General features: G+C 49.6%; 9 protein-coding genes. 6 read left to right on the top strand and 3 right to left on the bottom strand.

Annotated features, from left to right (window positions below):
• Positions 1-85: 85 nt before the first annotated feature.
• Positions 86-1,447, top strand: a complete 1,362-nt coding sequence (locus tag SD10_RS07000) for a M20/M25/M40 family metallo-hydrolase (protein WP_046376296.1) — start codon at positions 86-88, stop codon at positions 1,445-1,447.
• Positions 1,448-1,489: 42 nt separating this feature from the next.
• On the opposite strand, the gene SD10_RS30360 is transcribed toward SD10_RS07000, so the two are convergent.
• A complete protein-coding gene (locus SD10_RS30360) occupies positions 1,490-2,869 on the bottom strand; it encodes a GAF domain-containing sensor histidine kinase (protein WP_046376295.1) in 1,380 nt (459 codons plus the stop codon).
• Between the two features lie 325 nt (positions 2,870-3,194).
• Here SD10_RS30360 and SD10_RS06990 point away from each other — a divergent pair, with 325 nt between their 5' ends.
• The 4 genes from SD10_RS06990 to SD10_RS06975 all read left to right on the top strand — a co-directional run bounded on the left by SD10_RS06990 (position 3,195) and on the right by SD10_RS06975 (position 10,241).
• A complete protein-coding gene (locus tag SD10_RS06990) occupies positions 3,195-5,000 on the top strand; it encodes a M1 family metallopeptidase (RefSeq protein ID WP_158500546.1) in 1,806 nt (601 codons plus the stop codon).
• A 113-nt stretch (positions 5,001-5,113) separates the two neighbouring features.
• Positions 5,114-6,349 carry a multidrug effflux MFS transporter gene (locus SD10_RS06985; protein WP_046376294.1) on the top strand — a complete coding sequence of 412 codons (1,236 nt, stop codon included), beginning with the start codon at positions 5,114-5,116 and terminating at the stop codon, positions 6,347-6,349.
• Positions 6,346-9,717: a DEAD/DEAH box helicase gene (locus SD10_RS06980; protein ID WP_052731101.1), complete on the top strand. Its 3,372-nt coding sequence runs from the start codon at positions 6,346-6,348 to the stop codon at positions 9,715-9,717. The genes SD10_RS06985 and SD10_RS06980 overlap by 4 nt, the downstream gene beginning before the upstream one ends.
• 221 nt (positions 9,718-9,938) lie before the next feature.
• Positions 9,939-10,241: a hypothetical protein gene (locus SD10_RS06975; RefSeq protein WP_046376293.1), complete on the top strand. Its 303-nt coding sequence runs from the start codon at positions 9,939-9,941 to the stop codon at positions 10,239-10,241.
• Positions 10,242-10,318: 77 nt separating this feature from the next.
• On the opposite strand, the gene SD10_RS06970 is transcribed toward SD10_RS06975, so the two are convergent.
• Positions 10,319-10,933: a hypothetical protein gene (locus SD10_RS06970; protein WP_046376292.1), complete on the bottom strand. Its 615-nt coding sequence runs from the start codon at positions 10,931-10,933 to the stop codon at positions 10,319-10,321.
• Between the two features lie 166 nt (positions 10,934-11,099).
• Between SD10_RS06970 and SD10_RS06965 the strand changes: the two genes are divergently transcribed.
• Complete coding sequence (locus SD10_RS06965) at positions 11,100-11,402, top strand: hypothetical protein (RefSeq protein ID WP_046376291.1); 303 nt, start codon at positions 11,100-11,102, stop codon at positions 11,400-11,402.
• 41 nt (positions 11,403-11,443) lie between these two features.
• Here SD10_RS06965 and SD10_RS06960 read toward each other — a convergent pair whose 3' ends face one another.
• The gene (locus tag SD10_RS06960; RefSeq protein ID WP_046376290.1) at positions 11,444-13,240 is read right to left on the bottom strand and encodes a M61 family metallopeptidase; all 1,797 of its coding nucleotides are present in this window, start codon (positions 13,238-13,240) and stop codon (positions 11,444-11,446) included.
• Between the last annotated feature and the right edge of the window lie 223 nt (positions 13,241-13,463).

Below are 13,463 nucleotides of genomic sequence, written 5' to 3'. Positions count from 1 at the left end.
CTTTTATGCCAAATAAAAGTGTGACTTCTCCGAATAATATCATTTCCTATTTCTTTTAGCACGTTTTATTGGGTACAACCGCTTTATGAATCGAAAACTTACCTTATTTACATTCGCATTTGTTGCCACTTACTACACCACCCTACCCCTTCTGGCTCAGCAAACCAACCCAAAAACGCCACCCGTTGCCGGGGTCGATAAACGGTACATTGACGAAGTAAAAGCGCTGGGCGATCAGCCCGCTGTAAAAAAAGCCTTTCAGATTTTCGTTGATCTGGAACCGCAAACAAAACAGGACCACCTCAACCTGACTGAAACGCCTTCTCCTCCATTTAAAGAAGGTGTTCGGGCCAAAAAATATGCGGCTATGCTAAAAGAAGCGGGCGCTGACTCCGTCTGGATCGACGAAGTTAGTAACGTCATCGCCAAGCGGAAAGGCCGCTCTGGCAAACGGACAGTTGTGGTCGAATCACATCTGGACACTGTTTTTCCGGAAGGCACGGATGTAAAAGTGAAGTACAAAGGCGATACGCTCTATGCGCCTGGTATCGGCGATGACACGCGTGGGCTGACCGCTATTCTGGCCGTATTGAAAGGCATGGAGAAGGCAGCCATCGAGACCGACGCCGACGTGTTGTTTGTTGGTGCTGTGGGTGAGGAGGGCCTGGGCGATCTTCGAGGGGTTAAACATTTACTGCGAAAAGGAAGCCAGAAAGTCGATTCATACATTGCCGTCGATGGCGATGGGATTAGTTCGATTGTTCATCGTGGGTTGGGCTCGCATCGCTATCGGATCACGTTTAAAGGGCCCGGCGGGCACTCCTATGGGTCATTTGGCATTGTCAATCCGCACGGTGCGCTGGGAAAAGCTATTCATTACTTCACAACGGAAGCTGACAAGGTTACGCGGCAGGGCGTGAAAACCACTTATAGCGTCAGCGTTGTGGGTGGCGGCACATCGGTGAATGCCATTCCCTACGAATCGTGGATGGAAGTAGATATGCGCTCCGAAAGTCCCGAAAAACTCAATGAAGTGGATCAGTTACTGCAAACGGCTGTACAACGGGCCTTGACAGAAGAAAACGGCATGAAACGGCAAGGCCCCGACCTCACCGTTGATGTGAAGAAAATTGGCGACCGGCCATCGGGGAAAACTGAGCAGACAACCGCTATTGTCCAGCGGGCCATGGCCGTGACTACTTACATGAACGCAACTCCTCAATTAGAAGTGGCTTCTACAAACGCCAATACGCCTATTGCGCTGGGTATTCCGGCCGTAACCATCGGCAGCGGAGGCATTGGCGGAGGAGAACATTCCCTGAACGAGTGGTGGTTGAATGACAAAGGATACCTGGGTATGCAACGGATACTGTTGCTGCTGCTGGCCGAAGCCGGTTTAGATAAAGGGACAACGGCATCCGGGACGAAAGCAGGCGCCAGACGTTGACAAGCTGCCTGAGTGAATCGCCTGCCTCATCAGGCGATTCACTCAACTGGCTTCTAGGCTTTCCGTCTGTACGGGCAAATACACGAAAAAGGTGGAGCCCAAGCCCAGTTGACTACTCGCCCAGAGGATTCCCTCATGATTAGCCGCTACTTTTTCGCAGATAGCCAGACCGATGCCAGTGCCAGCATATTCATTCCGACCATGAAGCCGCTGGAAAACCTGAAAAATGCGGTCCAGGTATTTTTCATCGAAGCCAATGCCATTGTCAATCACATCAATTCGATGGTAAGCCGTAGCCGTTCGGGCAGGCTTCACGGTAGGGGGCAGGTCACCCTCGGATATGAGGTGAGCGTTTATCTGAATTTGGGGAGCAATAAGATTACCTGATTCATCAGCACGGCGAAATTTCAACGCGTTGCTCATTAAATTCTGAAAAAGTCGCCTTAGCTGGGCATGATCACCGCTAAATGTCGGCAAAGAGCCTACGTGCACGGTTGCGCCGGTTTCCTGCATCACCAGATCTAAATCAAGCAGGGCCATCTTGACGGTTTCGTTGAGCGAGATAGTGACCCTGGCATCACGCCGGGTCGAAATGCGGGACAGACTCAGCAGATCCCGAATTAGCGTCGACATTCGGCCGGCTGCCGATTGCATGCGTTCCAGGTAAACCAGTTCCTGCTCCGATGCTGCGATAAACTGACTCTTCAATAAATCACCGAACTGCTGAATTTTACGGAGAGGCTCCTGTAAATCATGGCTTGCTACATACGCAAACTGCTGTAGGTTCTCGTTCGACCGGCTCAGCAACGTATTCGCTTCACTAAGGGCTTCGTTAGCTGCGGTCAGTTCTTCCGTTCGGTGCTGCACCTGCCGGTCTAATTCCAAGGAAAGCGTTCGGTAGCGTTCCTCGCTCTCCTTTAAAGCAGCATTCGCCTTTCGTAATTCGAGCAGCTTCACCACTTGCTGGGCCAGCACCTTTAAGGCGTCTACCTGCGTCTGGTCTAAATTTCTGACCTTATTGTCAATGACACATAGGGATCCCAGTGCATAGCCAGATGGGTCAACCAGAGGCATGCCTGCGTAAAAAACAATATGCGGGTCACCCGTCACCAGCGGATTACCCGCAAAACGAGCATCCTGGCGCGAATCTTGAACGATCAGTGGTGTAGTGGGGTCAATTATATTGTGTGCACAAAAGGCAAACTCTCTGGGGGTTTCTTTCTTATTCAGCCCATGTGCTGATTTGAACCACTGTCTTTTATCGTCAACAAGACTGATTAAAGAGATGGGTGTTTGGCAAATGGCGGCTGCCACCTGGGTAATAGCGTCGTAATCGGCTTCTGGAAGTGAATCTAGTATATCGTAACTTTTTAGAGTTGCTAGCCGACTACCTTCCTCGATTGGAGTGGGCGGGTTACCCATAACTTAATCTAATGGAATATTAATTAGTGTTTATCCACTCAGTTTCTATATCCGTGCGGTACTTATCTGATGAGTTTATAAGCAACTTACTTACCTATTTGTTTATATCCAGCCAAAAATAAGTTGAACACGGACGGTACTTACTCTATTTTAATAGAGCAATCTACTGACGGCTTTTTTGGGAATACCGACTGGTTTCCGGCTTTTTTGTAGCTTGCAGTAACTCGTATACCAGACAAATTTTTATTAAAACGTGATCAGAGCACTTCTCTTCGTTTGCTTCATAAGCTTGACTGCGGAATCGGTCCAGGCTCAGGAATTATACATGCCGCGCAATATTAAAAAAGCCTACCAGAAAGGAACCCGATCTATGGATGGCAAACCCGGCAAAAATTACTGGCAGAACTTTGCCCGGTATTCGATCAACATTACGGTCAACCCGCCCAGCCGGACTATTCGCGGCACAGAAGAGATTACGTATATCAACAACAGCCCCGATACGCTGAAAACACTCGTTTTTAAGCTAATTCTGAATAGCCATAAGCCCGGCGCTGTCCGGCAGGGCCCTGCATCAGCCGATTACATGACGTCCGGCATTCACATCGACAAATACACCGATGGCACAAGTACCCGGCAATTTCCCGATGCCGGGACACTGACCGCACAACGGATGCAGTTAACTAAAGCGGTAGTTCCCCATGACTCGGTGAAGCTTACCTTCGATTGGCATTATGATGTTTCTGTCGAGAGCGGACGGGAAGGGGCGCTGGATTCGACAACATTCTTTCTGGCTTATTTCTACCCACGGGTGGCCGTTCTGGACGATTACTACGGCTGGGATATGACCCAGTTCACCGAAGCGCAGGAATTTTATAATGACTTTAATGACTATACATTAACGGTCAATGTACCCAAGGATTACATCGTCTGGGCAACGGGCGAATTACAGAATGCCAACGAAGTCCTGCAACCAGTTTATGCCAAACGCCTGAACGAATCCATGCAGACCGATTCGCTCGTGCATGTGGCCACGATGGCGGAGTTGATGGCCAAAAACGTAACGGTGCAACAGCCCGTCAATGCCTGGAAATGGAAAGCCAGTTACGTGCCCGACATGGCGTTGTGCATCAGCAATCATTATGTATGGGACGCGTCGAGTGTGGTGGTCGACAAGAAAACAAACCGCCGATCCAGCGTACAGGCGGCTTTCTTAGATACCGCGAAAGACTTCCATCAAATGGTTGGCTTCGGACGGCATGCGCTGGACTGGTTTTCCAACAACCTGCCGGGTATTCCGTACCCGTACCCTAAAACGACCATCGTGCAGGGGTTTGCCGATATGGAATACCCGATGATGGTGAACGATGCGACCACGCAGGACCTGAATTTTTCCCGCTTTGTGGCCGAGCATGAGATTGCCCACACATGGTTTCCGTTCTACATGGGCATCAACGAAACCCGTTATGGATTTATGGATGAAGGGTGGGTAACGGCCTTCGAGTACCTGATTAGCCAGGCCGATTTAGGCACGAAACAAGCTACAGAAAACTTTCAGCAGTTTCGGGTGGCATACTGGAGCAAGGACCCATCGGCAGAAGAAGATTTGCCGATCATTACGCCTGCCAACGTCCTGAGCGGAGCCGCTATGGGCAATAATGAATATGGAAAAGCCGCCATCGGTTACCTGGCCTTGAAAGAGTTACTGGGCGATGAGTTGTTTCGGAAAAGCCTGCATGAGTTTATGAACCGATGGCACGGAAAACACCCTACGCCCTGGGATATGTTCTACAGTTTCAACAGCGCATCGGGCAAAAACCTGAACTGGTTCTGGAACAACTGGTTTTTCAGCAATAACTACATTGATTTCGCGATTCAGAAAGTTGTCCCGACAGCAGCACAAACGGCAATCACTATTCAGAACATTGGTGGGTACGTAGCGCCGGTCGACGTTGTGATAACGTTTGCGGATGGCACCTCTGAAACGTTTCACCAGACACCCGCTATCTGGCAAGCGAATCAGAAACAGGCCACGGTTAAGGTGCCAACCAAGAAGAAAGTGCGGTCGGTTAGCCTGCAAGGCGGCATTTATATGGACGCCGACGAAAGCAACAATAGCTGGACAGCCAGGTAAGCGTAGTTCGTTGCTAGGGTTCAACACGCCAGCCCCATCCCTCAATTCGCACGGTTTCAGGGAACAATCGGTTGGGCCGGTACGTCTATAAAGAAGTACCTTACTCTGAGTTTATGACTCGCCGACAGCATTTTGTTATTATCCTGATTTTAGGGACACTCTCTACCGTCAGCCCTTTTTCCATTGACATGTATTTGCCGGGTTTTCCGGCCATCGCCAGTGACCTGCACACGTCGATCTCGCAGGTTCAATTGTCTTTAACGGCCTACCTGATCGGCATTTCGGTGGGGCAACTGCTTTATGGTCCCCTGTTGGATCGGTTTGGCCGTAAGCTGCCGCTATACGTCGGCCTGAGCCTGTACATAGCGGCTTCCGTGGGTTGTGCCCTGAGCACTTCTATTAACACGCTCATTGCGATGCGGCTCCTACAGGCACTGGGTGGCTGCGTTGGTCTGGTGGCAGCCCAAGCGTTGGTGCGCGATTTGTTTCCCGTATCCCAGATTGCGCAGGTCTTCTCCCTGCTTACGCTGGTTATTGCGGTTTCGCCCATGATTGCGCCAACCGTTGGCGGTTACGCAACGATTGCCTTTGGCTGGCATTCCATTTTTATTATCCTGGCGGCTATAACCACCCTCATCCTCATTGGTGTGTATTTTGTTCTACCGAACGGCCGGCTCCCCGACCCTGCCCTCTCGCTCCACCCGAAGGCCGTAATGGGTAGTTTTTTTACCGTATTAAAGCAGCCTCAGTTTCTGACCTACGCCCTCGTTGGTGGCATTGCCACGGCCGCACCCTTTGCCTATCTGGCGGGTTCATCCGACGTGTTTATGAATATCTATCACGTAAGCGCGCAGGAGTACGGCTGGATTTTCGCCTTTCTGGCCATTGCCTTAATTGCCCCTACGCAATTGAATCAATTTCTGCTCAAGCGATTTACCAACGAGCAAATCATTCTTACCACCCTGATCTACCAATCCGTTGTTGGCTTGCTGCTGGTCGTGGGCACGTGGGCGGGCTGGTATGGTCAATACGGCCTGATTGGCATGCTGTTTCTATTTTTGGGCGGACAGGGGCTAACCAATCCCAATGCCTCGGCCCTGTCGCTGGCTCCTTTTACCCGTCATGCGGGCAGTGCTGCGGCCCTGATGGGCAGCTTTCGTATGGGCTTTGGCTCCATTATTTCCGCATCAGTTAGCTTTTTGCATAACAACACGGCTATTCCCATGGTCGGTATTATGACAACCTGCGTACTCATGGGGTTAGTCATCCTTTTGGTCAGCGAGCGGGTTATTCGCTACCGAAGCAAGCAGTCCAGTATGGATGAGCAACTGGCTGAAGCTATGTTATGAATGAGTACACCAATCTGAATGAAGCCGTTGGCTACCGGCTGGAAGCCATCACAATCCCCACCCTGACCGATAGCCTGTTAGCCAAACATAGTGGCGGGTTCGTTTCGTCGTCTGAAGAGTACGGAGACATCGTGCCGCAGGTCATTGATCTCAATCACGGCTCTTTCACCAGTACGGCAACCGGAGCTCACTTTCCACTCGTTGTTGTCCGGCAAACAGCGCAATCGTTGTTGATATCGTGCTCCTGTACCGAGCCGAACAATAAGCTGTGTACGCATCAGGTACAGGTGTTAGCCGCCATCATTCGGCGTATAGAATTACGTATCTTTTTCGATGAAGCCCTACGGAGAGAAGCCATCAGGCGCGTTGCCAAAGACTATGGACTCGAAAATGAAAGCCCGCTGGATGACTTTTTCCAGGTAGAGATTGACCACAAGACGATCCACATCCGCCCCCGACGGGCCGAGCTTTTGCGACTGACCCAAGCCGACAAAGAGTACCTGACCGCCAGCTTACTACCCAGCTCAGGGCAACAAGTGCCTGCCTTTGCGGAGCCACCGCCAACTCTGAAACGGATTCTGGTCTTCACCAAGCACCGCTATGCTGATCATTTTTGCCTGGCGTTGTTTGAAGCCGCGACGGCCCGTAACGGTAAACTAAAAAACCCACTTACGCCAGTACAGCCTCTCGACCTGCTAACGAAAGCCGATAGCCTGGCTGACGTAAAATTTTACTCGGCAGTAGCCAAATTCCAGAATCAGCACCGGTCAAAAAAAGAAGAAACCGACCTGGAAAGCCTGCGACTGGTGGTTCAAAATCCATTGAAGCAGGGGATTTATTATCATTCAGGCCGTATTTCAGAAAACATAACCGCGCACTCGCTTGTCCCGGTAAAGCTGGAAATTCTGAAGGCGGCTCTTCGCCTGACCGTTCGGATTGTAGACGGCTTTTATGAAATCTGGGGCTCGCTAACGCTCAGCGGCACGTCGTATCCCTTACACAAACTAGTTCTCAAGTACGATTATTTTATCCTGCTCGATGACGGTTTATACCTGATCGACCACCCGGCCCATCTGCGCGTTATTCAGTTTTTCAACAAGAAGAACAATACCCTTGTCATTCATGAATCGAAATACGAGGAGTTCCAGCAAACGGTTCTGTCCAGGCTCGAAGATCAGGTGTCGATCGACTACGCTTATCTGAAACCGGCAACGCCCGCGCAATTAGCCGAGGCTGGATTTACGCAGGAACGGGAGCGCATCCTTTATCTGTCCGACTCCGAAAATTATGTTCTAATTACGCCCGTCATCAAGTACGGTCATGTCGAGGTGCCGGTTATGTCGAAACGCCAGATCCAGTCGGTCGATAGCAAAGGCAAGCCCTTTACGGTACTGCGTGACGAAGAAGCCGAAATTCAGTTTACGATGGCCGTACTGAATCAGCACCCGGATTTTTACGACCAGCTACACCAACCCTGCTTCTACCTCCACAAAAAATATGCACTCGACGAGAGCTGGTTTCTACCCGCTTTCGACGCCTGGAGCAGCCAGGGCATTCGTATACTTGGTTTCAACACACTCAAAAACAACAAGTTTAACCCGCATAAGGCGAAGGTTTCGGTTACGGTCAGTAGTGGCATAAACTGGTTCGAAACGTCGCTCGGGTTAACGTATGGCAAGCAGCAGGTATCCCTCAAACACCTGCACAAAGCACTAAAAAACAAGAGTCGGTTTGTTTCGCTCGATGATGGCACACTGGGCATCTTACCCACCGAGTGGCTCGAACGCTTCACCGCCTATTTTCAGGCAGGCGAAGTCGTTGAGGAACACATTCGCACCCCGAAAGTCAGTTTCTCCAGCATTCAGGAGCTGTACGCCGAAGAAGAGTTGATGAGCGATGTGAAAGACCAGTTGGCGCTATTCACCCGAAATTTCAACAACTTCCAGTCGATCCGCCCGGTTGCGGTGCCAGACGGATTGAAGACATCGCTTCGGAATTATCAGAAAGAAGGCTTGAACTGGTTGAACTTTCTGGACGAATTCGGGCTGGGCGGTTGCCTGGCCGATGACATGGGACTGGGTAAAACGATTCAGATTATTGCCTTTATCCTGCTACAACGAACCAAAAAACGGCCCAACACGAACCTGATTGTTGTGCCCACTTCCCTCCTGTTCAACTGGCAGGCCGAGGTAGCCAGATTTGCGCCTGACCTCCGCATTCAGCCATTCTACGGAGCGAACCGCGGCCTGAAAAAGAAGGATTTCGATCAGTACGAGATCATTCTCACATCGTACGGTACACTTCTGTCCGAGATTCGTTTCCTGAAGGAATATTCGTTCAACTATGTTTTCCTGGATGAATCGCAGGCCATCAAAAACCCCGAATCACAGCGCTACCAGGCGGCCCGGCTACTGCAGTCCCGCAATCGGATCGTACTGACCGGCACGCCCATCGAAAACCACACGTTCGATTTATATGGGCAGCTTTCTTTCGCTTGTCCGGGACTACTGGGCAGTTACAATCATTTCAAAGCGCATTACTCGACGCCTATCGACAAGTTCGACGATCGGCAGCGGGCCCGCGAACTACAGGCCAAAATCAAGCCTTTCATTCTGCGCCGAACCAAAGCCCAGGTCGCCACGGAGCTTCCCGACAAAACGGAGATGATTTTGCATTGCGATATGGGGCTGGAACAACGCCGGGTGTATGACGCCTACGAGCAGGAGTTTCGTACTTTTCTGCTGACAACGAAGGAAGGCGATATTCCCAGAGAGCGCTTGCACGTGTTACAGGGGCTCACCAAGCTACGCCAGATTTGCAACAGCCCGGTGCTGCTCAACGACGAGGAGTTTTATGGCGACTCGTCGGCAAAGATTGACCTGCTGCTCGAACAGATCGAGAACAAATCCCCAAATCATAAAATCCTGGTGTTTTCCCAATTCGTCTCCATGCTCGATCTGATCCGAACGGAATTGGAAACCCGACAAATTGGCTTCGAGTACCTGACCGGCCAAACCAGCAACCGGGCAGCCAGCGTCAATCGGTTTCAAAGCGACGACACGGTTCGGGTATTTTTGATAAGCCTGAAAGCTGGCGGCACGGGCCTGAATCTGACCCAGGCCGATTATGTGTACTTGGTAGACCCGTGGTGGAACCCGGCCGTTGAGAATCAGGCCATCGACCGGAGTTACCGGATTGGCCAGAAGAAAAATGTGGTGGCCGTTCGGCTGATATGCCCAAACACCATTGAAGAAAAGATTCTGGAACTTCAGGAGACCAAACGAGAGCTGGCCGACAACCTGGTTAAAACCGACACGGCTATAGTAAAATCGCTATCAAGAGCTGACCTATTGGCCTTGCTTCAATAAGCCTTTTAACCACCTGATTCTGGCTTTTTTTATTCCTCTGGGTTGTGACTCTTCTCAAATGAGTGCGTCTTATGGGCTTTACGAGTATACTACAGGAAGAAAGTTACCAGACAAGGCCATTTTATTAGCAATAAATTAACACAACCATCAATCTAAATTACTGTAGTTTACTGTAAACTCCATTAATTTTCGCAGCCACCCATCTTTAACCTATCGTGTCTATGACTAAGTTAGATATTGAACTCAATGCCGTCAATAATCTCTCCTTTGTTGCCGATGCTTATCCCTACAAAGACACTGAAACGATTATTGTTGTTCTTAAATCTCCACTACGAACGAGCCTACCGCCAGACCGGTCGATACTGTCCTTCCAGGCCGCCAATTTTACGGTTACTGCTGTCATACAAGCGTATGAACAGGAAGTTGTCCTTTTTTTAGCCGAGACGTTACGGACTGCGGAAGAGTTACTGGCAAAATCGACGGTTTACAAAATAGCTCACCTCAACCCGCTCTTTCTGAACTAGATGACGTGAATAACGGATTGATTCAATCGCGTAGCGATTGAATCAATCCGTTATTCACATTGAACTAACTTTAGCGCTCATTTCAGCACTACGTTAGGATCATCTGCATAAGCCGAACCAATCTGGCAGAGTTGTTGAAGAATTTCGGCGAAGAGTTCATAAAGCCACTTTAAGCGCTCAACGTCTTTAATAACTCCAACTACCTTAAACACCAGTTGGTCCACTTCTTCCGGAAACTGAGTCGACAGCCAACCATCGTCATCTCTAACCTCCAGGTTAATAGCTGGTTGAGCCTCGATCAGTTGCTGAATTTTTAGCGGCTGGAATAGAAGCTGAAGCTTGGCTTCATCATTTCCCTGGATAATGAAGTTCTCATCAAAATCGGGGACGCCGATCTCAACATCCTGCATCCCAAGCATTTTACCAAGGCCGCTAAAGACGCCCTTCCGGTATATTTTAAACCGAAACCCATCCTTGTTTACATAAGGAGCTCTTATTCGGGTGTACGCAATGTGTGTTTTCCCAGTCGACACAACGTAGGTATCCAGCGTTATTGTCCATTCATGAACACTCGCTTCAACTTTACTACCTTTCCAGAAGCCGCCTTCCACATAGTCAGCGTGTATTTCTGCGGCCAGTTGCTGCCAAATTTCATCCTTAGAAGGCCCAAATACTTGTCGGAGTAGGCTCATGTAATTCGATGTCAAAAAAGGTTAGGAATGGTTATGTGTCGTCTACTATAAGGTAAGCGGCTCTCGTTGAACCCAAAAAATTATATACGTTTAAACAAAATAATAAACTTTTTATTTACCAAAATACAAATGGACTTATATTAGCAGCATCAAACCAACCGTACTTATGTCTAAGCTAATTCGTGATATTACTGCCGTTACTCAACTTCCCTTTGTGGCTGATGCCTATCCATACAAGGATGCCCAAACGATTGTTGTTGTTCTCAAGCCAGAAATACGGGTAAATCTGCCCCTAAACCGGTCTATGTTAACATTCCAGGCGGATAACTTTACGGTAGATGCCGTCATACAAGCCTATCAACAGGAGGTCGTTCTTTTTCTGGCTAAGACGTTGCACAACGCTGAGCTTTTGTTGGCCAAATCAACAAAGAGTAAACTGACACACCTTGTCCCCCTCTGCCTGAACTAGCCGTTAAGGAGAACCGACTGGATTATCATCACCAGACGATTTTATAAATTCCGTTGCCAGATTTCCCGCAGTTGTACCTGCGCGGGTGTTGCCTGCGGATCGACCTGAAAAACGTATTTCTTAACCGTCTCTTTTTCGACTACTGTACTTTTTACCGTTATCTCCTGGCCGTTTCGCCTAACGGTCAGTGAGTAAACATCCCCTACAGCCTGTTTCTTGAGTTCATTCTGAATGGCAGGCATCGTTTCCAGCGAAACGGGTTGTCCATTATAGGCAATCCATTCGTCTTTTTCCTGCAAGCCAGCTTTCCGCAACGAGTCGCCCAGGGTTGTCAGGACGATCTTATTGTCAACTAAACCCGCACTCATTCCCATAGAAGGCGCTTTTTGCCCGGTTGGAACAGAAGGCGTATAGGTGATCCCCAGTTTGCCATAATACTCGCTAAAGGGCAGCGGCTCAGTGGCTTTGATATACCGATTGAAGAAGTCGGCGATTTCCGGGTACGTTTTTTGGGTAAAAATGGTAAAGAATTCTTTTTCCGGGAATGCCTGGTTGGGCCCGTAGGTCGTTGCCAGTTCATTGATAACCTCCCGCAGTCCCCGCTTCCCGTTCGACAACTCAAGCAGGCGGATGTCCAGCAGCCCGGCCACCAGCGCACCACGGGCATAAATGTTGCCATATTGCCGCTGGCCTTCGTCGGTGTAGCAGGTCAACCCTAGCTTGCTCAGGCTGTATGTTGTATCCAAACTTTTGTCGTACGCAATTTTCTGGCTCAGTTCATCGAGATAAGTTGGCAAGTCCATAATCTGACCGCGCAACTGCATGGCATCACTAGCCCATTCCGTTACCCCTTCGTACAACCACAAGTGCTCGGAGGGTGTGGGCGTAACGAAGTTGAACTGCTGAATTATTTCGCTGTGGATGTTCAGCGGAGTTACCACGTGAAAAAACTCATGCGCAGCAATCGATGTCATGTTATCGGCCAGCTTTTTCGAAAATTCGTCTTCCCGAATCACATATTCCGAGCTGTACGAATGCTCCCAGGCACCCCAATCCTGGTCCTCAAAGTGATACAGAAATGTATAGCGTTTCACAGGCAACTGCTTCAAAAACTGACCTGCCGCCGTAAGCATCGACTGCATATTGGTCAACAATTGATCAGACTTAATTTTATCCGTTTTCGAATACGTATACACGTCGATCTGCGCCCCGGCAACGGTCGTGGTGGCTTTGGTCAGGCGGCCCAGTAAAATGGGCGAATCCACCAGGCGGTCATAATTGGCAGCAGTGAAATAGCCTTTCGCATTTTTCTCTAAAGCCGTGCCAACCGACCATTCAACGGGATAATCAAGTTTCACCTCAATGGGAGACGCCTGCATACCGCCCGGAAATCCAAATACGCCCTGTCCGTTGATAAGAACATGGTCTTTTTCGATGGATGTCCCGCACATGTTGTACGGTTTGTGTTCATTCACAGGCGTATCCCAGGTTTCGAGAATGCTATACTGAACGGTACGCACGTTTTGGGGCTGATCAAACTGCCACTGGTTGGTGGCGATTTGTTTCGTTTTCAGCTCGCGCCCTTTCCCATCAAATGCTTTGAACGACCGAACATAACGCCCAATATCCATAATCTGGTAGGTGCCGGGAGCCGTAGAGGCAAATTGATAAATGGCATTGTCTGCCGTCAGCCCAGCCACGTGCAGGGTTACCTTGAATTGGTCGTTGGCCCGGTCGTTAAGGTTCACTTCATAAACCAGTGGCGTGGTTGGCTTCGCAAAACTATGTTGAGCAATGAGGATGGCCGAGGCCAGTAACAGAAGGCGTAAGGGCTTCATATACGGTTGTTATTGAGGACAGAGGAGCAAGATAAGCAAGTCCTCAAGCCGAATAAACGTCCCTTTTTCTTGCGGAAGTATTTAAGGATGAACGGTGCGTTATGGATTTTCTGTGTGTTGTCCTGTGTCTGTGTGAGTAAGCGTCCCGTGTCCTCACAGACACCTATGCGTCAGCCATCTAAGTGATGTCAGTTTTAAGAAATTGACATCACCACATATCAAA

This window comes from Spirosoma radiotolerans (genome assembly GCF_000974425.1).
GTDB classification, from domain to species: domain Bacteria; phylum Bacteroidota; class Bacteroidia; order Cytophagales; family Spirosomataceae; genus Spirosoma; species Spirosoma radiotolerans.
Note: the sequence above shows the minus strand (reverse complement) of the source record. Positions and strands in the feature narration are given on the sequence as shown.

Coding starts and splice junctions, on each gene's coding strand:
- SD10_RS07000 (WP_046376296.1), top strand. CDS start 86: ATGAATCGAAAACTTACCTTATTTACATTCGCATTTGTTGCCACTTAC.
- SD10_RS30360 (WP_046376295.1), bottom strand. CDS start 2,869: ATGGGTAACCCGCCCACTCCAATCGAGGAAGGTAGTCGGCTAGCAACT.
- SD10_RS06990 (WP_158500546.1), top strand. CDS start 3,195: ATGCCGCGCAATATTAAAAAAGCCTACCAGAAAGGAACCCGATCTATG.
- SD10_RS06985 (WP_046376294.1), top strand. CDS start 5,114: ATGACTCGCCGACAGCATTTTGTTATTATCCTGATTTTAGGGACACTC.
- SD10_RS06980 (WP_052731101.1), top strand. CDS start 6,346: ATGAATGAGTACACCAATCTGAATGAAGCCGTTGGCTACCGGCTGGAA.
- SD10_RS06975 (WP_046376293.1), top strand. CDS start 9,939: ATGACTAAGTTAGATATTGAACTCAATGCCGTCAATAATCTCTCCTTT.
- SD10_RS06970 (WP_046376292.1), bottom strand. CDS start 10,933: ATGAGCCTACTCCGACAAGTATTTGGGCCTTCTAAGGATGAAATTTGG.
- SD10_RS06965 (WP_046376291.1), top strand. CDS start 11,100: ATGTCTAAGCTAATTCGTGATATTACTGCCGTTACTCAACTTCCCTTT.
- SD10_RS06960 (WP_046376290.1), bottom strand. CDS start 13,240: ATGAAGCCCTTACGCCTTCTGTTACTGGCCTCGGCCATCCTCATTGCT.